This is a genomic window from Paenibacillus kyungheensis (assembly GCF_028606985.1).
GTDB lineage: Bacteria > Bacillota > Bacilli > Paenibacillales > Paenibacillaceae > Saccharibacillus > Saccharibacillus kyungheensis.
Map to the genome: position 1 here is coordinate 1695155 of NZ_CP117416.1, position 23059 is coordinate 1718213.

Consider the following 23059-nt stretch of genomic DNA (forward strand, 5'->3'; position numbering starts at 1 on the left):
ATATTGTAAGATATAAAAGTTGTTATATTCATGGGGCGTTAGTTCAGTGGGAGAACGCTTCGCTGGCAGCGAAGAGGTCAGGGGTTCGACCCCCCTACGCTCCATAAAATAAAAGTCCGTTAAACACTTTTCGTGTTTAGCGGACTTTTTGCGTATAATAGGACTAATCCAAATACATATCACTTACAGGAGGTTCCAACTCATGTCCTACCAACATATTACTTACACCATCGACAGCAACGGCACGATCTACGACAACGACTCGATCGAAGCATCTGTCATTTCAGATATCGTTCTTGATTTCCAAACAGGTATCTACGATTATATCATTATCACACCAAGTCAGCCCATCGAACATAGTATCTACATACAAGCCGCTTCGGAGCAACATGAAGGGGAAGGGATGGTGATTGAGATTCGGTTGGTACCTGAAGGCGACAAATCGGCTTTTCAACATTATGCTTACCACACATCCAGTCATCAGGAAATCATTCAAATCTTATTAGATTATTGGGGAGTGCAGAAGTTACCGAATCTGGCGAACTGGCATAATATCACGAATGAATTTTAAAATTGAATGACATTAAAAGACTTATTCGAAAAAAGAAAAGCACTCACATCTCTCTTAAAAAATAAATAATGTAAGCGTATACTTTTTGTCTTGCCAAATGAATCAAACGATGATATTCTTGTTTTAGGGATTGTTACTGAAAAGGCAAAACCCAGTACATGTAGCTAGGTCTGACATGTGTTGGGTTTTGCCTTTTTGCGTATTATATCTCGATCTGAAGCAATAAGTATAGCTTTATAGTAAGCGCTTACTATAAAGCGAGAACCACTGCTAAGTATGTAGCTACACTCAACAAAATATCTATAGGATTGTTACTGGTCATGCAGGCAAAACCTAATCAGATCGTATCGTATATGACTATACGCGGTCTAGTTAGGTTTTGCCTTTTTTCGTACTTCACTGTCAAAGGAGCGATATCCCATGAAATATGAACAATTGGCAAAAGACATTATCCACAATATCGGTGGTCGGGAAAATGTAAATAGTTTGACACACTGTATCACACGATTACGTTTTAAATTAAAAGACGAAAGCAAAGCAAATACGGATGTACTTAAAAATATGGATGGTGTTGTAACTGTTATTCAGAGTGGTGGACAATATCAGGTCGTTATTGGTAACCATGTACCTGATGTGTATGCCGAAGTAAATGCAGTCGGAGGCTTTCAAGCTGATACAGCACAAGATACATCCAGTGATGAAAAGGTCAGTTTATTCAACCGCTTTATTGATATGATTTCTGGCGTATTTACTCCGATTCTGGGCGTGTTATGTGCAACAGGGATGATTAAAGGATTTACCGCATTATTGCTTGCACTACATGTGTTAACCACAGAATCAGGAACGTACCAGATTCTTAATGCATTAGGTGATTGTCTATTTTATTTCTTTCCTATCTTTCTTGGTTATACGGCTGCGAAAAAGTTCAATGCCAACATATTTATCGGGATGGCGATTGGAGCAACATTGGTTTACCCTTCGCTTAGTGGCTTAACCGCTGGCGCTCCATTGTATACCTTATTTGCAGGTACATTGTTTGAATCACCGATCCACATTACGTTTTTAGGAATTCCTGTCATTTTGATGACGTATTCGTCTAGTGTTATTCCGATTATTTTAGCAACGTATGTAGGTTCGAAATTAGAAGTATTTTTCAAAAAAATTATTCCAAGTGTTGTTCGTACATTCTTGGTTCCGTTCTGTACATTGCTTGTTATTGTTCCGTTAACGTTACTTATTATTGGACCTATCGCTACATGGGCAGGTCAATTGTTAGGGGCAGGTACACTATTTGTCTATAATTTAAGCCCGATTATTGAAGGAATGTTGATCGGTGCATTCTGGCAAGTATTTGTTATTTTCGGCTTACACTGGGGTCTGGTTCCGATTGTGATCAATAACTTAACAGTGATGAAATTCGATCCAGTTTTAGCAGGGATGTTCGGCGCTTCATTTGCACAGACAGGTGTTGTACTAGCGATCTTACTTAAAACGAAAAATGTCAAACTCAAATCGCTTTCGATTCCGGCATTTATCTCGGGTATTTTCGGTGTAACAGAGCCTGCGATCTATGGAATCACGCTTCCTCGTAAAAAACCATTTATTATCAGTTGTATAGCGGCTGCGGTAGGTGGAGGTATTATCGGGTTTGCAGGTACTAAAGCTTATATTATGGGTGGATTAGGTATTTTCGGGATTCCAAGTTATATCGGTCCAAATGGTATCGATGCTGGATTTTATGGAATGTTGATCGGTATTGGAGTTAGCTTTGTACTTGGATTTGCCATTATGTATGCGATGTTCCAAGACGATAAAGAAACAGCAAAAGTCACAGAACCACAAGCGCCTAAAACAACGATCCAAATTGCTCAAGAAACGATTGCAAGTCCATTACAAGGAACGATTCTTCCACTTAGTGCGGTAGAAGATGAAGCATTTTCTTCTGGTGCGCTTGGTAAAGGGATAGCGATTGAACCGTCTGAAGGTAAAGTATATTCGCCTGTTGATGGCGTATTAACTTCGATGTTGTCCTCAGGGCATGCACTCGGGATTACGAGTGATCATGGAGTCGATATTTTGATCCATGTAGGACAAGATACCGTGAAGTTAAAAGGCAAACATTTCACACCAAAAGTAAAACAAGGCGATATCGTTACCAAAGGACAATTATTAATGGAATTCGATATCGAAGCGATCAAAGCCGCTGGATATATCGTGACTACACCTGTTATTATTTCCAATACAGCTAATTTCCAAGATGTAGTACAGACAGATAAACAAGCGATTCATTTCAAAGAAGATCTGATCACTGTTTTGATCTAATATACTGACGACTATCTAACAGGAGGAATTGCACAATGAGCGCATTACAGCCTACATTTCCACAAGGATTTCTATGGGGAGGAGCAACAGCAGCGAATCAGCTAGAAGGCGGATATGATCAAGGGGGGAAAGGTCTAAGCACCTCGGATATGTTAACTGCAGGTACACATACCACTTCTCGCCGAATCACAACGGAACTCGATCCTGCATTAAACTATCCGAGCCATGAAGCGATTGATTACTTCCATAGGTATAAAGAAGATATCGCTCTTTTTGGCGAAATGGGATTTAAAGTGTTCCGCATGTCGATCGCATGGTCACGTATATTCCCGAATGGCGATGATCTGGAACCTAATGAAGAAGGATTACAGTTCTATGATCAAGTATTTGCTGAATTGAAAAAGCATAATATTGAGCCATTAGTAACGATATCTCACTATGAAGCACCTTTTGCTCTGGCGCAAAAATACAACGGTTGGTCAGATCGTCGTCTGATAGAGTTCTATACACGTTATTGCGAGACTTTATTTACAAGGTACAAAGACACAGTGAAATACTGGTTGACCTTTAATGAAATCAATATTTTGACATTACCGTTTGGAACATTTCTAGCTGGAGCGATGATTCCCGAAGGCAATGGAGAATTAGTCGATACATCACAAGATGATCCGCAAGCACGATATCAAGCACTTCATCATCAATTTGTTGCTAGTGCCCAAGCTGTAAAGTTAGGGCATCAGATTAATCCTGATTTCAAAATTGGTTGTATGATTGCTTATATGTGTTCGTATCCGCTGACTTCGAATCCAGAAGATGTGATTTTAGCACAACAGAAAGATAATTTGACGAACTTCTTGTGTTCAGACGTACAGGTGAGAGGTGCTTATCCGGGCTTTGCTAAGCGTTATTTTGCAGATCATGGGATTGAACTTGTGATCGAACCGGAAGATGAGCAGACTTTGAAAGAAGGCTGTGTCGATTATTATACATTTAGCTATTATTCTTCCACTTGTGTGAGCGCTGATCCTGATCAAGAACAAGTAGGCGGTAATCTCTCGATGGGACTCAAAAACCCGTACCTCAAAGCAAGTGATTGGGGATGGCAGATCGATCCACAAGGATTACGCTGGTCACTAAATAATATTTATAATCGTTATCAGATTCCATTAATGCTTGTAGAAAATGGTCTGGGTGCTGTCGATGAAGTACAAACAGATGGCAGTATTCATGACGATTACCGGATTGAGTATTTGAAGCAACATGTGGTCGCGATGCAAGAAGCGATCGCTGATGGAGTCAACCTAATCGGTTATACGCCATGGGGTTGTATCGATCTTGTGAGTGCCGGTACAGGCGAGATGAAGAAGCGATATGGATTTATCTATGTGGATAAAGACAACGAAGGTAAAGGCACACTGGATCGCTCACGTAAAGATAGCTTTTTCTGGTATCAGAAAGTGATTGAGAGTAATGGAGCAGTGTTGGAATAGAGATATTTGAATAAATTATTGCTACGATACAATAAAAAGTCTGCTGTGCTCCTTAAAAAGGGGTAAGCAGACTTTTTTTATGTTAATCAATATTTAGCAATTTAATATATTGTAATTATCTAAGCTATTAAGTCATAATAAGATGTATATAAATGACAGGGGAGAAGGAATTTGGATAACTTATTACGAGAACTTGCCAAAGAACACACATTAGAAGCGATGAAATTTGAAATTCAGCAAAATCAGCGATTTATTAATACTACCCCTGTCTATCGAAATACATATAGAACCACCAAGATTGAAGTTCTTCGTGCTATGGTTCGTAATCATATCCTTCGTCAATTTGTTCATTTATCCGCTGAAGACCATACATTTGAAAACTTAAAAAAAATAAAAGGGATAAGTAATGAATTTGAGATGTTTGTCTCTAATATATCGGCTACAAGTTATGCTTATGAAGTAACGTATAAGGCTGAACAACAATTACTTCTGGACTATACAAATGTTAACCGCAGAGATACTGATTATGTTTTGGATCAATTATTAGATACAACTTTAGAAGAAGAGCATGAAATGAAAGGAACCACTAGATTTTTTTCTAAAATGCTTAACATCATACAGAAGACAATCAATATTATAGGACTATCTATATCTTGGTTACTAGCGATTCTGTATATTATGTTTATTATAGGTGTCTTTATAGGTACGATAAGGAATCATGAACCCAACACATTGGAAGCTGGTTCTACCGCTAATACTATAGTTGAAAATAATTCAGACAGCTCTATAAGATCATTTGATGCACAGATCGAAGACGATTCAACTCCGTCCAATTTTGGAAATACAGGTACAAGTGGAAATGATGCTATAAACAATAATGTTGTAGACAATCATGCAGATTACACTACAGCAGACAATAAAGTAGAAGCTCCTTTATCAACTACGCCATATGAAGTTGTGAAAAGTGATGATTATTCATTTGAAGAAGATACAGAAGATCAGACTTCATCCCTTATACCTGTAGAAGAATCAGAACTGGTAGTCACAGAAGTACCAGAGGAAACTTTTACTATCGGCTCAACCAAAAAGCAAGTTAAAGCCGTAATGGGTAATCCAACATCAGATTTAGGAAGCTCTTGGAGTTACAGCTATTCCTTTGTACAATTCGATCAGGATGGAAAAGTAAAGGGATGGTCAAATATAAGTGATAATTTGAAAGTGTATATGGGTGAAAAAAATGAATACAGTACTGCCTTTACAATATATTCTACTCAAAAAGATGTAGTAGCTTCAATGGGAACGCCAACCTCTATTACAGGTGATACATGGAGTTACAAATATTCGATGGTGAATTTTGATAGAAATCATCTCGTTAAAGGCTGGTCAAATATCAGTCGTAATCTGAATGTATCTTTGGGATCAGTCCAAAAGAATGCTAGACCATTTACTACACACTCATCTAAACAAGAAGTTATCCATGCTATGGGAACACCAACCTCTATTATAGGGAATACATGGAGTTATGAATATTCGATGATAAGATTTGATGAAAATGACGCTGTTATCAGTTGGTCGGATATCAGTCATAATTTGAAAGTAGAATCATCAAATTAAAATATGTAGACTGTCTTTCTAACCCTACAAGTTGAATCTAACACTGTTAGATGTTATCATGAACAAATAAGAAGTAAAGACCAATTTTGTAGGGTTAGATAAGAGGGATAACATGAATAAAAAACTAGCAGTGACAGAAGCCAGAGTGTTAGAAGCATCATGGGAATTGTTAACTCAAGATGGAATTGAAAAGTTCAGTATGCGTAAATTAGCCAAGCTGATCGGGATTCAAGCACCGTCGATTTATTGGTATTTTAAAAGCAAACAATTGCTTTTTCAAGCATTAGCCAATCATGTAGCCAAAGATGTTCTTTTGGCTATGGAACCAGAGGGAGATTGGAAAGAACAATTACATCATTATGCTGTTACGATGCGTAATCAATTAAAAAAGTATTCTTGCTCTGCACAATTATTAATGCAAACATTGCCTTTAGAAAGTGATTATTTACAGATGATTGATCAATTTCTACAAGCTCTGGAACCACTCTCTCTTACAGACAAAGAAAAGTTTAACTATATTATCTGTATTATTAACTATGTATTGTGTCATGAATTAGACGAGTATGAACGTCAACAAGTAGAGAATGAGTTGGAAGATGAAAATCAACAGTCATTAGAAGAATGGGCACTTCGTGCATTTGAACAAGTCCCACCTGAAAAAGTCAGTATTATTCGCAGAATGTATACCAATGGCTTATTTGGAGAAGTGGGTACAGATGAGATGTTTGAAGCGGGGCTGGATATTTTTCTAAGTGGAATCGAACAACGAATTGTTAACAACTTATAACAAATCATATTATTGTTAAAAACAAAACCCCATGTATATTACCTCTTGCTGAGGTTTGGATACATGGGGTTTTATAACTATCTATAATTTGAAAAAAAAGATAAATAATTTTTGGTTTTTACTATATTACGCATCTATTCATATAGATTGTTTTCAAAAAAATATTTTTGATAAATAGTGGCTTGATTTAAAGAGTTTATAAGTACACCATATCCTTCATTAAAAGCTGAACCAGAGCGATATGCAAGTGCTGTCAAAAGTTTTCCTCTTTGATCAATATAACCAAGTTTACTTGAATGACTTGTAGTAACCCCAATTAGTGCTACACCATTGTGAAATGAAGTTGCTTTATTATATTTTTGATAAGCAATAATCCATTTCCCTGTAGAATCAATAAATCCAACATTTCCTTTATCATTATATACTGCTGCTAATCCTTCGCTAAAAGAGTCCGCTTGATTAAATTGAAAAGGAATTACTACTTTCCCTTTTGAATTAATAAATCCCCATTTTCCTTTTTTATTTTGGACAGGTGCTAATCCTTGTGAGAAATCACCAGCTGCTTTGTATTGGAAAGGAATAATTACTTTTCCCGTTCTATTGATATATCCATAATTTTGGTTACCATCTTGAACAACAGCTAACTTTTCTGAAAAATTACGACCATAATTATATTTGTAAGGAATCACTATATTTCCAGCTTTATTAAGATAGCCGATCTTATCGCTATTTTTGGAATAAGAAAGGGCTAATCCTTCTGTGAAATTAAAAGTAGAATCATAACTTCGTTCTAAATCGAGTATTTTTTTACCAGTGGTATTAATAAAAGAACCATTATCGGATTTGCTTTTTTGGACATAAGCAATATCTTCTGAAAAATAACTTGCTTGTATATAACTGCAATCAATTACTAATTTTCCTTTAGTATTTATGTATCCATATAATTTACTATTTATATCTTTAACTAAAGCACGTTGTTGATAAAAATCAGACATGGGGACTAAATTCTGCGGTAGAATAAAACTTTGTTTGCCAGCAGTATTATAAAATAACAATTTACCATCTGTGGTTTGAGCAAAAAGAAGACCATCGTGAAATTGTCCATCACTTTGAGCTAGAGGAGTACTATAGTCTATATTCGAGGATACTATCTTTAAATCTGCTTTGTTGGAAGAAAGAACAGTTTTCATATTTGTCGTCTGTAATGATGGATGAATAGAAGCTTCTGTAATAGTTAAAGGACAAACTAAGCCTGATACTACTGATAACAATATAGTAGCAATAAATGTATTTTGTATAGTTTTCATTAGATTCTAATAAGCTCCTTTGTATGGTAAAAGATTTTATTACACTAGCGATTTATTCTTTTACTATCATATGGTTAACAAATCCCCGTAATAAAATCATCATGGATGATCGAATACAGGGAGTTGTTAAAAATTCAATTAATACACATATTACGTAGTGACTTTAGCAAATACGATAAAGAACACCATCAATTCCGCTAATACCACATGCGGTGATACCATTACCAACCAATCGAAAGCGAATAATATACCCAGTGTCAGTGCAAGTCCGATCATCACTTGAAATCGTGGCTTGAAATTATGGTAGCGATAGCGATGGAATACGATCATTACTGCTAAAAAGTAAATCAATACAGACGCAAAGGTAAAACTCAAAATAAATAGATACGAAAGTTGTTCTAAAAAAAGCAATTGAATCGCAGCCGCAATCATACTAAGTGAAAAGTAAATAAATAGATGCCCATACATAATCGTTTGTCCAGCAGTTTGTTTTTCTTTATCCACATGCTTTTCGACATTTTCGAAATATTGCCACCAGATTGCAATAATCAACACAAATGCCATTGCTGCAAACAAGATCGACGAAGGAGTAAATTGATCAGATTGCAGTACAGACAACATACTGATCACAGACTCTCCTAATAAGATTAATGTGAATAAAGCAAATCGTTCTAGCAAATGCGCAGTATGAATCGGCGTTTTGACCAGATTTTTGCGACCGATCAAAGGCACAATAATATCGACAGCTATACCTGCGTACAAAATAAGATAACGAATCCATGAATCGAAAAATAAAGAACAACATGAAATAACAATCCCGACCCAGAAATACGTTCCGAAAAAACGAGCCGTTTCTTGGCGGTGATGCTTCTCCTGCGTAGTGGTGATCATGTACTGAATAACCATCAATGCCCTGAGCCCAATATATCCGATCAGAAAAGGTATGTAATTTGAATCAAAATCGATATTGAGACTGGCGGTCATAATCAGTACAAAAAATAACTGCACAATCATAAATATCCGATCTTTGGTGCTGTCTTTGCCAAAGCGATTGTTGTATACACTTTGCCCGACCCAAGCCCACCAGATCGGAATAAAAATAAGTAAAAACTTACCTAACTGTTCGAGTGAAATGCCACCATGTTCTACATGAAGTAAGACATGGGTCGCTTTGGATACCGCAGCTACAAATAGCAGATCATAAAATAACTCTAGCCAGGTCACCTTTTTTTCTAACATCAATTGCCCCCTCTTTCACCAAACTTATTTCCATATCTATTGTATAGAATTGGAAGAAAAGTGTCAGCTTATTATTTTAGCATTATCATAATTAAGTAGTTGTTATATGTAAAAGTACAACCTGAAAGTCCGCTATCTAGAGTAACTGATAGCGGACGGTATACCTATACGGATTCATTTTCATACAGGTACTAGATTGTATTTAATAGCAGATCATATTCTTTATTTAGAAGTGTCAGACTTTTCCGATTCTCCTGCTTCACGACCACTATGCTGGATCGAATCAGGAATAAATAGATTGCGTCCAGGTAGTTTGTTTTCCCACATGATTGAATTATATAGACGCTCTGGATCGATCAGTGGAGAGCCACCATTGATACGTGGAATCGTCATAAGATCGGTATCACGTGTGACCAGACCAAGTTCAGTTGTAAAAGCATAACGAATACCTACATTTTGAGCGACTTTCTCTACTTCTGGTGTATGCAATCCGTAAGGATACGCAAATGTATTAATGACATGAGGAGTAAGTGGACGAAGTGCTTCTACACAGCGTCTAAGATCGTTCTCAATCCGTGCTAGATAATGTTCATGAGTCTCGGTTACGCCATCTTTTACCAGTGGAGCTGTAAGGGCATCAGTAGTATCGCTTGTTTTGTAATGTAATTTATCGGTATGCGCTTGAACTTCCATATTCGGATCAGAGCTAGTCATGTTTTTAATTTCGGCTTTGGTCATATGAGGAGTGGCTACAAGAGCGCCTTTACTGAAATCTCCTGTAATCACAAAGCTTACACCGGGAATATGGCGCTCCTTCATAATCGGATACGCTGTAGTATAGAAGTTCTCATATCCATCATCAAACGTAACCAAGACCGCATTATCCGGTACTTTGCCACCTTTCATAAAAAGACGGAATTGTTCCAGTGAAATAAAATTCATATCTTTAGAACGCAAATAATCCAATTGAGAAGCAAAAAGAGCAGGTGTAATAATATCTCCACCTTGTTTGATCGGATCAATATCATGATACATCAGTACAGCCACTTTATTTTGATAATGATCTTTTTTGGCAATCGAAGCAAATTGTTCTACAGGTGGAAGTTGATCTGCGGATAATGGTGGATTTACTGTTACGTTGGAAGTTCCTTGAATAGAATCTCCCAAGCGATCTGCTTGTGCAGTGGTAAAAGATGAGAAGAAATTGCGATCCGAATACACTGCCATCAAGATAAGCGCAATCGCTACTGTCGTTACAAGACCCGTAACCACATACACAGACGTTTTGAATAATTTCATACATAGATCATCCTTTATTAGAAAGTGAGAGGCATCCATAGACATAATATCGGAAAATAGAGAGTGGGATATAACATATATACTGTAAAAAATCATTCTGACTCGTATGTAGTCTATAAGATGCGTTTTGCAGCATTATATCGTACACTAAAAAGAAGTGATCTCATGTTCACATAATAGTACCATCTCTATATCGTTACGCCATGCCATAATGGGGATATAACATATATACTTATTTTTAAATCAAATTTTAACCAATGTAAACTGATATTATAGATCAAGTAATGAACGCAGAATGGAGCTGGAATATGAACTACCGTAATATGGAAGAATGTGTGAATGATCTGGAAAAAAACGGGCATCTGATTCGGATTCGTGAAGAAGTTGATCCTTATTTAGAAATGGCTGCGATTCATATGCGTGTATTTGAAGCAGGTGGGCCTGCACTGCTTTTTGAAAATGTAAAAGGTTCTAAATTCCGTGCTGTTTCTAATCTATTTGGCACTGTCGAACGAAGCAAATTTATTTTTAGAGATACATGGGAATCGACGCAAAATGTAATTGCTTTACGCAATAATCCGATGCAAGCACTGAAGCATCCTTTTCAATATGTAGGTACAGGGTTGTCTGCTCGTAAAGCGTTACCTTTGAAAAAATCGAGTGGATTACCTGCGGAATTTGAAGAAATTCAGATCGCTGATCTACCGCTTATTCAGAACTGGCAAGATGATGGTGGAGCTTTTGTGACTTTGCCACAGGTCTATAGTGAAGATCCAGAAAAGCCCGGCATTATGAACTCGAATCTAGGTATGTATCGGGTGCAGTTGAATGGGAACGAGTATGAATTGAATCGGGAGATCGGTATCCATTATCAGATTCATCGGGGGATTGGGATTCATCAGGAAAAAGCTAATCGTCAAGGTAAACCGCTGAAAGTAAGCTGTTTTATCGGTGGCCCTCCAGCCCATACGTTATCTGCGGTGATGCCTTTGCCTGAAGGAATGAGTGAATTAACGTTTGCAGGATTGTTAGCAGGGCGACACTTTAGTTACAGTTATGTAGATGAATTTTGTATCAGTAATGATGCTGATTTTGTGATTACAGGTGAAATTTACCCGGATGAGACAAAGCCTGAAGGGCCGTTTGGCGATCATCTTGGATATTACAGTCTGACACATGAGTTCCCGATGTTACGAGTGCATAAAGTATATGCACGCAAAAATGCTATTTTCCCATTTACTGTAGTAGGTAGACCACCGCAAGAAGATACAGCTTTTGGTGCTTTAATTCATGAATTAACAGGTGGAGCGATCAAGCAAGAGATTCCCGGGGTCAAAGAAGTGCATGCTGTTGATGCGGCAGGTGTACATCCATTACTATTTGCAATTGGTAGTGAACGATACACTCCTTACCAGAAAGTAAAGCAACCGGCTGAAATTTTAACAATTGCCAATCGGATTCTAGGTACAGGACAGTTAAGTCTTGCCAAGTACTTATTTATGACAGCGGAAGAAGAAGAAATATTGGATTCTCACGATGTTGAACATTTTCTTACTTATATCTTGAAACGAATCAATTTGCATCGTGATATTCATTTCTATACGAATACAACGATTGATACACTGGATTATTCAGGAACAGGATTGAATACAGGTAGTAAAGTGATTTTTGCTGCTGTAGGAGAGCCAAAGCGAGAGTTATGTACAGAAGTTCCGACGATCTTACATGATCTACCACAATGTGGAACAGCTCATCTGGTCATGCCAGGTGTGGTTGCTTTGCAAGGAGCTAGCTTTGTAGATTATGAGCATAACGAACAGCAATTAAATGATCTGTGTCAGGTGATTGCCGATCGTGGTGAATTACCAGATTGTCCATTGATTATTTTGTGTGATGATAGTCCATTTTTAAGTGCGACGATTGATAATTTCTTATGGGTTACCTTTACACGTAGCAATCCATCTCATGATATATACGGAGTAAATAGCTTTACCAAGCACAAGCATTGGGGTTGCGATAATGTTATTATTGATGCACGCACTAAGCCTCATCAAGCTCCACCATTAATCCCTGATCCTACGGTAGCGCAACATATTGAGCGACTATTTGTACAGGGAGCTAGTTTGAATTCATTAGCTAAGCCATAATCAACACAATCACAGAAATAATACTAAAAAGAACCTTTACTTTTACCTATAGAGAAAGGTTCTTTTTGCTGTAACAAGCATTTTCAAACGTTTCGTAGTTCAAAGGGTAAGAAATGAAGAGTAAGAAAAGTTAAATATTGAAGTGATATATAGATGAATATACTATTTATAAGAATCATAATGGAATATTAACTGACATATAATTTATAAAATTTGAAATTATATTCGTTAATTCTACCAATTTGCACCTTCTTATTTAGAAATGATGACAATAAATCTATCATTAACTTTTAAAAATAAGAATAATACATATATAATAAGTCTATTCCTTAGCAATTCTTACATCAAAATTCGAAAGTTAAAAATAATCTTTAATAAATAAAAGTAGAGTTGATATAGAACAGTTCTGAATCATATAGATTTGTTCTATCTTCAAATAGATACAGAGCACAGGAAGGATGAGAGAGTATGAGCTTGGCAGAACTGAATCAACGTGTGAAAACAGACCTTTCTTATCTAGCATATGGAGGAGCCGATTGGGTACGTCCATTGCAACACCCTGAAGGACATGTCTATGATGTAGTTATTGTAGGTGGTGGTCAGAGTGGATTGGGTGCAGGTTTTGGATTGTTACGTGAGCGGATATCGAATATTTTGATTATTGATGAAAATAAAGAAGGCGTCGAAGGCCCCTGGGAAACATATGCGCGGATGGTAACGTTGCGTACACCCAAGCATTTAACTTCTATTGATCTAGGTATTCCTTCATTAACATTCCGCTCTTGGTGGGAAGCACAGACAGGTGCAGAAGGATGGGAAGCAGTAGATAAAATTCCACGTGGAGATTGGATGAATTATCTACGCTGGTATCGCCAGATTCTGAATCTTCCAGTACGTAATCATACTCGCTTGAAGATGATTGAACCGACTGAAGAGGGGATTCATCGTCTGCATATTGAAAGTACACAATCATCGCCTGTATCATCTACAGAAATATTGTTAGCACGCAAAGTAGTGTTGGCAACAGGCATACAAGGAGGCGGAGAATGGCATGTTCCGCCGATGATTCGTGATCATTTACCTACACATCTCTATGCTCATACCTCGGCAAATATTGATTTCGAACCATTACGAGGTAAAAAAGTCGCTGTATTAGGCGGTGGAGCTTCTGCTTTTGATAATACAAATTTTGCACTTTCTCAAGGTGTCGGTGAAGCTCATGTATTTGTAAGACGTGAACATCTACCACGTATTAATCCTATTCGCCAAATGGAAGTCTCGGGGATGATCGAACGGTTTGCCGCTTTACAAGATGAAGATAAATATGCAGCTATCGGGCACTTTTTTAAATATAATCAACCACCTACCAATGATACATTTGAACGTGCATCGGCTTGGGATGGATTTCAACTTCATTTAGGCGCACCGTGGCTAAAAGTAGAGCAAGTGGGCGACCAAGCTGTTGTCACTACACCGCAAGGTACATTTTCGTTCGACTTTTTAATTATCAGTACAGGATTGTTAAGTGATCCAGCGTTACGTCCAGAATTGCAAGATGTAGAATCTTATATTGCACGTTGGAGTGACAAATATACACCACCAGCAGAAGTTGCCAATCCACTATTGGATGCTCATCCTTATCTTAGTCCGGGGTTTGCACTACAGAGCAGGGATGAAGTAGGGAAAGACAAATTACATGGGCTGTATGTGTTTAACTATTCTGCATTGGTTAGTTGTGGTTTGTCGGCTTCTGCGATTTCAGGGATGCGCTTTGCGATACCGAAGTTAGTCGGGGCGATAGCTGACGAATTATTTTTAGATGATCGAGCAGATATTTTACATCAATTCTTTGCTTATGCAGAAGACGAGTTTATCGGACAGTGGCCTAAAGTAGCCAACACTGTCGATGTATAATTTGTACAGTAACGCAGATGTCTTATAAAGATTTCGGATATACAACTAAACGAGCTTATGTATCCAAAAAGTGCTTATATGCAAAGAAGTTTAGCACATAAAAAAAACCTGTAAACACATAAAGCGTGCTTACAGGTTTTTTTGTTTGTATTCATTTTCTAGTTGATCTACATAATCTTTAGCTTCTTTCAGTCCCCAACCACGAACTTCCCGTACTTCTTTGATCGCTTGAATTTTTTTGTTTTCATGAGTCAAAAACAATATCCGTTCTTCAAATGAAGCTTGATCTATCGTTGAAGGTACGCTTGTATGTTCTGGAGCACCTGTAGACGATGAGAGAGGTTTGGGACGATGGGTAGAAGTCAGTCCTCCATTACCCGGTCGATTTTTGAGCCATTCTAGATCTGATTTCATTTCATTCAGTTGACTTTGCAAGCTTATGACGCGCAATAACAACAGTACGGACAACACAAGCGCAATTATAGCTACAATTTCATATGTATTCATTTGATAACTCCTTTCTATATGTACTCATCTACAAGAGTATAGCATAGATCAATTATAGGGTCATATGATCAACAGATTGAATATCATTTATACTATAAATAGATTAAATAATGATGCCTTTTGCCACATTATAACGTAAAATAATATAGTAGATTATCTACAGCATTTACATATGTAGCCACACAATAATGACTTTACGAATGAAGCTATAGGGAGCGTATTAGATGGAAAAATTATTACAGCAGGTAACCGATGAATTAATCGCTAATGTGATAGTAGAAAGTTTTCATTTTATGGAGCCTGTAAAAGTAAAAAATGCACCTCAGCCATGGATTTTACTCGGTGCAGGGAATTATGCTGCTGTATTTTATCATCCTGATTATGAAGATTATGCTGTCAAAGTATATGCAGTCGGTAAGCCCGGCTTACAAGAAGAAGCTAAAGTATATGAAAAGCTAGGCGTACATCCTGCCTATTCTGCTTGTTATTATGTAGGGGCAAACTTTTTGGTATTGAAACGTCTACGTGGTGTAACCGTCTATGAATGTATGAAAAAAGGGATTCTCGTATCCGAGCAAGCGATCAAAGATATTGATGCAGCACTAGATTATGCTCGCTCCAAAGGATTACGTCCTCATGATATTCATGGCAAAAATGTCATGGTCGAAAATGGACGAGGATTAATCGTCGATATCTCTGACTTTTATAAACAAGAAGAATGTAAAATGTGGAGCGATTTCAAAAAAGCCTATTACCGTTTGTATTTACCAGTAGCTTCCCGCATCTTATTTCCTGTTCCCGGCGTTATGTTAGAAGGCGTGCGCAAAGGCTATCAAGTATACCGCAAACGTAAAAAAGCCCAATTTGCCAGACACTGACTTTATGTAGTGTCTTTTTTTAGTTATACTCATACCTTATATAATAGAACAGAATGAAATCATATATTGATAAAGGAGAATATAATGGACATTACCCTTATACTATTTGCGATTATTGCTGTAGCCGGTTATACATTTATGTTTAAACTTACACGAATCATCAAGCCAGATATTGATTTTTCGGACAAAAGTTCGATAAGTATAGCATTTGTAATACTCATTTTAGCTATTTTGTACTTTGTTTATTTGACTTCTTAAACTTATAAAGATGATACTTTTGGAAGAGTCAGTAACAATACATTAAATCAGCTAATGCGTATATTTATAAAGATAGTCATAGAAAATAAATACAACATACTACCGATTGTTTGTCTTTATCAAAAAGAAGGTAATAGATAGGATTATGATTGATGCAATCAATATTGAACTGGTTGTTCTAATGCTAGTATTTACTAAGGAGGTCTAACTTATGATTCATCTTCCAGAACGGGTTGTACTGGCTAATCTACCAACCAAGATAGAAAAATTAGATCGTTTATCTGCACAGTTGCAAGGGCATTCTTTGTATATCAAACGAGATGATCAGACAGGAACTGAATTTGCAGGTAACAAGATTCGTAAGTTGGAATATTGTATTCGTGAAGCACTGGATCAAGGGTGCGATACATTGATTACTTGTGGAGGGATTCAATCTAATCATTGTCGGGCTACCGCCGCGGCAGCAGCAAAGTTAGGCTTAAAAGCTATCGTTGTATTACGTGGTGAGCAACCTGATACGTATGAAGGAAACGTTCTATTGGATCATTTGTTAGGTGCCGAAGTACGCTGGATTAGTAGTGAAGCGTATCTTGATCACCGGATGGATATTATGAATGATATTGCTAGTGAAGTCTCTGCACATGGACAACAAGCTTATGTTATTCCAGAAGGAGCTTCCAGTGGCATCGGTGCATTTGGATATTATACAGCGCTACAAGAAATCGTACAGCAAGAACAAGAATTAGGAATTTCATTTGATGCGATTGTTGTAGCATTAGGGTCGGGTGGGACACATGCTGGATTACTGCTAGCTCAACAGTTACTTGAAACTTCGCACCGGATCTTAGGAATCAATGTATGTGATGATGAACAATATTTTCAAAAAGCGATCTCTACAGTTATCCAAGAAAGTTCGCAATATATCGATCAACCTGTACATATACCGTTAAAAGCGATAGAAATCATAGACGGTTATGTAGGGAAAGGCTATGCTCAGAGTCAACCACAAGAATTAAAATGTATCCAAGACTTAGCTTCATTAGAGGGTGTGATTCTTGATCCTGTATATACGGGCAAAGCTTTTTACGGGTTATTAGAAGAAATTCGCAAAGGCACATTCGAGGATATGCAAAACATTTTATTTATTCATACGGGTGGTCTGTATGGATTGTTTCCACATGCTTCATCGTTTCGATTTTGAAAGTGAACACAAAAAAGTCCACTAAACACACAATAATAAAGTGTTAGCAGACTTATAAGTTGTGGATAAATAAGTACATTATACGATAGTAATTTATTTTAACATAAGTTTATATCGTATAAAATCTATAAAAAGTGATTATGCTGATGGTTTGTCTACTTCTGGAACGACTGGAGTAGCTTCTGCTGATTCGTCTTCTAGCTCAGCTTCAATCGCAGCAGATACTTTGATTACAACAGCTGTAGGATCTGTTAATACTTCAATTCCTTTGTGGAATTCAAGATCAGATACTAATAAATGATCACCGATACCGACTTTGGTAATATCGACTTCAAATGCACTTAACAAGTCATCAGGCATACAACGAACTTCAACTTCATACAATTCAACTTGCATAACGCCACCTTCGTATACACCAATAGGTTCGCCAGAGAAATGAATCGTTACTTTAGTGTCCATCGCTACATTCATATTCAATTGGTGAAAATCGATATGCAAGATTTTGCGACTAATCGGATCTTTTTGAATATGTTGAATCGTAACCGGCTTTTTACCTTTTTGCGGGATATCAGCCATAAGAATAGCACGAGGATTTTCTTTAATAGTAGCTAAAAACAATTTCTCTTCCACCATAACAGAAACACTACCAATGTCTTTGCCGTACACAGTAGCAGGAATATGACCACTGTTTCTTAGACCGCGAATTTGCGAACCTGTTTGTTGGCTACTACGTTCATTTAATACGATAGCATTACTCATTTGTATTGCCTCCTTGGACATTCAAGAAAATTTTACGCAAAAAAGCCGATTAGCAATGAATGTCTAATCAGCTCGCTATGCGAACACATTTTCTTGTTGTTATCTAATATGTTACTACAAGTTTAGTGCTTGTCAAATATGTTACCTTAGAAAGTGAATTATTTGACAACTTATCTATACAATGGTAAAGTTAGGGAAGCAGATAGGAACGGAAAGATACACATATCAGCTAAGAACATACATCATGACTACATTTAATAACGCACACTATAAATACACACTCCAATATAAAATCAACTCGATCTTAAGAAATAAAGATATCTTTATTTCTTTTTTGTTATTTGATTTTGGAAAAAAATATAATAAAAGGGAGATAATAACTATGAATGAAGAGACAACAAAACGCAATATTGTATTTTTGGGAACAAGTCTGCCAAGAGAATGCGGGTTGGCTACGTTCTCGCAAGATATGCTTGATGAAATTAAAAAAATAAATGACTTTAATCCACCGCATATTATGGCGGTTAATAATGATAAATCTTATGAATACGGCAGTCAGGTAATGGGAGAAATTAATCAATTTGAACGGGCAGATTACTTGCGAGCGGCTAATGATTTGAATCAATCCAATACAGATGTACTGGTTATTCAACATGAGTTCGGTATTTACGGCGGTGAAAGTGGAGAATATGTTGTCGAACTTGCAGCACAGTTAACGATACCTTTTATAGTTATTTTCCATACTGTTCTATCTGAACCTAGTGATAAACAGCGTCAGATTATGAAACAACTTGCTGATCTTAGTTATAAAGTAGTAACAATGGTAGAGAATAAAGTACAGGACTTAATCGAAGTGTATAATATTCCTGCTGAAAAAATAAAAATGTATCATCATGGTGTTCCTTTTGTTGACACAGGTAGTCGTACAGAATTAAAAGAGCGTTATGGATATAGCGATCGCCAAGTTTTATCTACATTTGGATTTTTGAGTCCAGGTAAAGGTATCGAATATGCTATTCAAGCGATGAGCGGTGTAGTCAAAACGCATCCAGAAGCACTTTATATTATCTGGGGCAAAACGCATCCTGTGGTTAAGCAACAAGTAGGTGAAGTATATCGTCAGAAGCTAACTGATTTGGTATCTGAACTTGGACTTGAAAATAATGTTGCGTTCGTCGATCGACTGTTAACACAAGAAGAAGTGGTTCAGTCGCTAGTATTGTCTGATGTGTATTTGACTCCTTATTTAGGCAAAGATCAAGCAGTTAGTGGCACGTTAGCTTATGGCATAGGGTATGGAAGAGTTATTATTTCGACTCCTTACCGTTATGCAATAGAAATGTTAGCAGACGGAAGAGGATTGCTGGCAGAATTTAACGACTCTGCTTCTTTGGAAACGCATATTTTGAATATATTAGATCATCCAGCACTTAAAGCAGAAATGGAAGAAAAAACGATGGCTTTAGGAAAAACAATGATGTGGAGCGAAGTAGCGAAGTCTTATGCTCAGTTGTTTCGTGAAGTCATGTCAAGCAGTTACGGATTAAAAGGGAGTGCAGTTTAAAATGGAAAATATCATCGATTCAACGCCAACATCTACTCTATCAGCACACTATTTACGACGCTTAACCGATGATACAGGTATTTTTCAACATACCAAATTTGGTATTCCTGACCGTTCAAAAGGATATACTTCTGATGATAATGCAAGAGCATTAATAGCAGCGGTATTACTATACAAAACCAAACAAGATCAAGCGTCTCTGGATCTTGTTCATACGTATCTTGCGTTTATCTATCATGCTCAAAATGAAAATGGTAGTTTCCGTAACTTTATGGATTATAATCGTACATTTATAGAAAAAACAGGTTCAGAAGATTGTCAGGGCAGATGTCTATGGGCACTGGGTGTAACAATTGCTGAACCTTCGATTCCAGATAATTTGCAGAATACTTGTAAATTTATGATTAATCGTGCGCTTCCCTTTTTGGAAAATATCCGCGCGCCAAGAGCGATTGGTTATGCGCTAATTGGTTTGACGACGATGTTAGAAACACCGGATGCACTAACCTATACATTCCCATTTGCTACAGGGGAAAGATCAGGCGCCTCTTTCTTACCACGTGCACGAATTGAAGCATTGATTCAGAATATGGGTATTCGTTTGCATAATCTATATCAAGGTCATGCCAGTGCAGATTGGCATTGGTTTGAAGATAAAGTGACTTATGGTAATGCTATGTTACCGTGGGCTTTGTTCAAAGCATCTCAATTTTCGAATACTGCTGCTTTTCAGCAGACAGCGCGAGAAAGCTTAGATTTTCTAGCAGAATTAACATTTACAGATGAAGGTTATTTCAAGCCGATTGGTAGTCATGGTTGGTTACAGCGTGGGAAGCCTGCTGCGCCGTATGATGAGCAACCGATTGAAGCTTCGGAAATGTTAATGGCTTGTTATGAAGCGTACAAAGTGCTTGGCGTGCAAAAATATCATGATCAAGCTTTGCTATGTTATCAGTGGTTCCACGGTCGCAATTCACGCAATGAATCGTTGATCGATCGTCAAACAGGTGGATGTTATGATGGAATTCATGCGGTAGGCTTAAATCTCAATCAAGGGTCAGAGAATATCGTCTCTTACTGCATGGCTCATGCGGTGATGGGTAATGAATAGATTTGCAACGATTCTGGCAGGTGGCGGAGGTACAAGATTCTGGCCTCTATCCCGTCAAGATCTTCCCAAACAATTATTAAATATCAGTGGTAATGATATTATGTTAAATGATACGATTCAGCGCTTTGATGGAGTCATCCCGATGGAGAATACGATTATTGTGACTCATCGTTCTCAAGCTGTTTTACTGGAAAGTATTATGCATACCAGTGTGCAAGCTTCTAATATTCTTGTCGAACCTGTATCCAAAAATACAGCCGCCAGTATTTTGCTAGCGGCTCTCTATATCGAAAAAAATCATGGGGATTCGTTAATGATTGTTTTTCCTTCCGATCATCATATTACTCAGGAAGAAAAATTTCGTGCTAAATTAGAAGAAGCATGCCAAATTGCTATGGAAACTGATAAAATTGTGACTATAGGAATTAAGCCTACTTTTGCAGCAACAGGCTATGGTTATATTTCATGTAAAAGTGAACCTATGATGAGTGTACCTTGTCCTGTATATGAAGTGGCTGAATTTGTAGAAAAGCCTACGTTTGTCAAAGCGAAGTCTTATCTGGAAACGGGTCATTATCTATGGAATAGTGGTATGTTTATCTGGAAAACGTCTACGATTATTGATAATTTTAAGCGTTTTCTGCCGAGATTGTACAAAACGATGGTTCCTTTGATTGCTTATCTAGGAACGGATCAAGAAGAAGAAATGATCAATCAGATTTATCCGCTATTGCAAAACATTTCGATCGATTACGGTATTCTAGAACGTTGTGATGAAGTGGTTGTGCTTGAAGGCGATTTTGGTTGGAATGATATCGGAAGCTGGGATGCGTTGGGAGCTATTTTCCCACCGGATGAAGAAGGCAATATTGTCAAAGCCAATTATGTAGGTATTGATACGCGTAATTCGATTATTTATGGAGAAAAGCGATTGATTACTACGATAGGAATTGACCATTTAATTATTGCTGATACGGAAGATGCGTTGTTGATCTGTGCCAAAGATCGTGCGCAAGATATCAAAGATATGGTAATCATGCTAAAAGAAAAAGGACTTCAGGAATATACCTGAGAAAGGTTGCCTCTTACCTCATGATGAAATTAGAATGGGATATCAAAACGTGCCGGGAACTACTGCTAGAATATACACCTGCTAAGGAAAAAGGAACCAAGATTCACTTTACAGGAGTAGATAATCTGGATGTGTATAATATTACAGCTCCGTTTTGGAATGAAGGCGAATTGTATATTGCTGGACGTGTCGAAGCAAGAAATTCCGAAGATTCTGAAGTAATCTTTTTTACTCGTAATGGAGATGTCTGGGAACCGAAAGAAGATTTAACCCCGTTTCAATTACAAGATCCATTTATTACAAGGCTGGATAATGAATTGATTTTTGGTGGTGTTGAAATTTATCGTAATCAAGAACCAGATCACAAAATCATCGGCTGGCGTACTTTATTGTATCGTGGCAAAACGATTCGTGATTTTGAATATGCAGTCAGTGGACCCTGGAGTATGAAAGATCTTCGTCTCAATGAAATGGCTGATGGTAATATAGCTGTTTTTTCTAGACCTTTTGGTGTAGAAGGAGCGGTAGCTTTGATTGGATTTGGTATTTTTGAATCGTTTCAAAATTTGTCAGAGTCTAATATTATTAGCGCTCCTGTATTTAAAGATCAATTTGATAAAAATGAATGGGGCGGCGCTAACGAAATTCATTTATTGAAAAATGGCTTATTAGGTGTATTGGGGCATATAGCGTATCGAGACGAACAGAAAATGCTTCATTATCATGCGATGTCTTTTGTGGTGAATCCATGGACACGTGAGAAATCTGCAATGAAAATTATAGCAGTTCGAAGTGATTTTCCTGAAGGACCTGCTAAGCGTCCTGATCTGGTAGATGTTATTTTCAGTGGCGGAATGACTCGTGAAGCGAATGATCGTGCGATCTTGTACGTAGGTGCTAGCGATGTAGAATCGTATTGTCTGGATATTCCTGATCCATTTACAGAGTACGAGCAGATTGTTCTGGCAGAAGCGATGTCATAAGAGTCTATCAAAAACCTATTTTAGATAGAAGTACGA

General features: G+C 37.3%; 19 protein-coding genes and 1 tRNA gene. 15 read left to right on the forward strand and 5 right to left on the reverse strand.

Going from position 1 to position 23059, the window contains the following annotated elements; genetic code table 11:
• Positions 1 to 32 precede the first annotated feature (32 nt).
• The 6 genes from PQ456_RS07410 to PQ456_RS07435 all read left to right on the forward strand — a co-directional run bounded on the left by PQ456_RS07410 (position 33) and on the right by PQ456_RS07435 (position 6784).
• Positions 33 to 104: transfer RNA gene (locus tag PQ456_RS07410), tRNA-Ala, on the forward strand.
• Between the two features lie 98 nt (positions 105 to 202).
• Entirely contained in the window at positions 203 to 571 is a 369-nt protein-coding gene (locus PQ456_RS07415; RefSeq protein WP_273615546.1) for a hypothetical protein, read from the forward strand.
• Positions 572 to 991: 420 nt separating this feature from the next.
• Entirely contained in the window at positions 992 to 2893 is a 1902-nt protein-coding gene (locus PQ456_RS07420) for a beta-glucoside-specific PTS transporter subunit IIABC (protein ID WP_273615547.1), read from the forward strand.
• 35 nt (positions 2894 to 2928) lie between these two features.
• Positions 2929 to 4383 carry a glycoside hydrolase family 1 protein gene (locus PQ456_RS07425; protein ID WP_273615548.1) on the forward strand — a complete coding sequence of 485 codons (1455 nt, stop codon included), beginning with the start codon at positions 2929 to 2931 and terminating at the stop codon, positions 4381 to 4383.
• Between the two features lie 171 nt (positions 4384 to 4554).
• Positions 4555 to 5997 (forward strand): hypothetical protein, encoded by a 1443-nt coding sequence (locus PQ456_RS07430; protein ID WP_273615549.1) that lies wholly within the window; start codon positions 4555 to 4557, stop codon positions 5995 to 5997.
• Between the two features lie 112 nt (positions 5998 to 6109).
• Positions 6110 to 6784 (forward strand): TetR/AcrR family transcriptional regulator, encoded by a 675-nt coding sequence (locus PQ456_RS07435; protein ID WP_273615550.1) that lies wholly within the window; start codon positions 6110 to 6112, stop codon positions 6782 to 6784.
• 134 nt (positions 6785 to 6918) lie between these two features.
• Here PQ456_RS07435 and PQ456_RS07440 read toward each other — a convergent pair whose 3' ends face one another.
• From PQ456_RS07440 to PQ456_RS07450, 3 genes are all read right to left on the reverse strand, one after another.
• Entirely contained in the window at positions 6919 to 8091 is a 1173-nt protein-coding gene (locus PQ456_RS07440; protein WP_273615551.1) for a WG repeat-containing protein, read from the reverse strand.
• 150 nt (positions 8092 to 8241) lie between these two features.
• Positions 8242 to 9330, reverse strand: coding sequence for a low temperature requirement protein A (locus PQ456_RS07445; protein WP_273615552.1), 1089 nt, complete (start codon positions 9328 to 9330; stop codon positions 8242 to 8244).
• Positions 9331 to 9552: 222 nt separating this feature from the next.
• Positions 9553 to 10629 carry a polysaccharide deacetylase family protein gene (locus tag PQ456_RS07450; RefSeq protein WP_273615553.1) on the reverse strand — a complete coding sequence of 359 codons (1077 nt, stop codon included), beginning with the start codon at positions 10627 to 10629 and terminating at the stop codon, positions 9553 to 9555.
• 308 nt (positions 10630 to 10937) lie between these two features.
• On the opposite strand from PQ456_RS07450, the gene PQ456_RS07455 reads away from it, so the two are divergent.
• Together PQ456_RS07455 and PQ456_RS07460 are read left to right on the forward strand one after the other, a co-directional pair.
• Positions 10938 to 12776 carry a UbiD family decarboxylase gene (locus PQ456_RS07455; protein ID WP_273615554.1) on the forward strand — a complete coding sequence of 613 codons (1839 nt, stop codon included), beginning with the start codon at positions 10938 to 10940 and terminating at the stop codon, positions 12774 to 12776.
• 468 nt (positions 12777 to 13244) lie between these two features.
• On the forward strand, positions 13245 to 14690 hold the full coding sequence (locus tag PQ456_RS07460) for an FAD/NAD(P)-binding protein (RefSeq protein WP_273615555.1): 1446 nt from the start codon (positions 13245 to 13247) through the stop codon (positions 14688 to 14690).
• A gap of 129 nt (positions 14691 to 14819) precedes the next feature.
• On the opposite strand, the gene PQ456_RS07465 is transcribed toward PQ456_RS07460, so the two are convergent.
• Positions 14820 to 15197 (reverse strand): ribosomal protein L7/L12, encoded by a 378-nt coding sequence (locus tag PQ456_RS07465; protein ID WP_273615556.1) that lies wholly within the window; start codon positions 15195 to 15197, stop codon positions 14820 to 14822.
• Positions 15198 to 15421: 224 nt separating this feature from the next.
• Between PQ456_RS07465 and PQ456_RS07470 the strand changes: the two genes are divergently transcribed.
• From PQ456_RS07470 to PQ456_RS07480, 3 genes are all read left to right on the forward strand, one after another.
• Complete coding sequence (locus PQ456_RS07470; protein ID WP_273615557.1) at positions 15422 to 16075, forward strand: serine/threonine protein kinase; 654 nt, start codon at positions 15422 to 15424, stop codon at positions 16073 to 16075.
• Positions 16076 to 16159: 84 nt separating this feature from the next.
• A complete protein-coding gene (locus tag PQ456_RS07475) occupies positions 16160 to 16333 on the forward strand; it encodes a hypothetical protein (RefSeq protein ID WP_273615558.1) in 174 nt (57 codons plus the stop codon).
• A 211-nt stretch (positions 16334 to 16544) separates the two neighbouring features.
• The gene (locus PQ456_RS07480; RefSeq protein ID WP_273615559.1) at positions 16545 to 17534 is read left to right on the forward strand and encodes a D-cysteine desulfhydrase family protein; all 990 of its coding nucleotides are present in this window, start codon (positions 16545 to 16547) and stop codon (positions 17532 to 17534) included.
• Between the two features lie 138 nt (positions 17535 to 17672).
• Here PQ456_RS07480 and PQ456_RS07485 read toward each other — a convergent pair whose 3' ends face one another.
• Positions 17673 to 18293 (reverse strand): 50S ribosomal protein L25, encoded by a 621-nt coding sequence (locus tag PQ456_RS07485; RefSeq protein ID WP_273615560.1) that lies wholly within the window; start codon positions 18291 to 18293, stop codon positions 17673 to 17675.
• Positions 18294 to 18675: 382 nt separating this feature from the next.
• On the opposite strand from PQ456_RS07485, the gene PQ456_RS07490 reads away from it, so the two are divergent.
• The 4 genes from PQ456_RS07490 to PQ456_RS07505 are packed head-to-tail and all read left to right on the forward strand — an operon-like array spanning position 18676 to position 23023.
• Positions 18676 to 19857 (forward strand): glycosyltransferase family 4 protein, encoded by a 1182-nt coding sequence (locus PQ456_RS07490; RefSeq protein WP_204824797.1) that lies wholly within the window; start codon positions 18676 to 18678, stop codon positions 19855 to 19857.
• Between the two features lies 1 nt (position 19858).
• Entirely contained in the window at positions 19859 to 20968 is a 1110-nt protein-coding gene (locus PQ456_RS07495) for a prenyltransferase/squalene oxidase repeat-containing protein (RefSeq protein ID WP_273615561.1), read from the forward strand.
• Positions 20961 to 22040 carry a mannose-1-phosphate guanylyltransferase gene (locus tag PQ456_RS07500; protein ID WP_273615562.1) on the forward strand — a complete coding sequence of 360 codons (1080 nt, stop codon included), beginning with the start codon at positions 20961 to 20963 and terminating at the stop codon, positions 22038 to 22040. The genes PQ456_RS07495 and PQ456_RS07500 overlap by 8 nt, the downstream gene beginning before the upstream one ends.
• A 20-nt stretch (positions 22041 to 22060) precedes the next feature.
• The gene (locus tag PQ456_RS07505; protein ID WP_273615563.1) at positions 22061 to 23023 is read left to right on the forward strand and encodes a DUF1861 family protein; all 963 of its coding nucleotides are present in this window, start codon (positions 22061 to 22063) and stop codon (positions 23021 to 23023) included.
• Positions 23024 to 23059 lie beyond the last annotated feature (36 nt).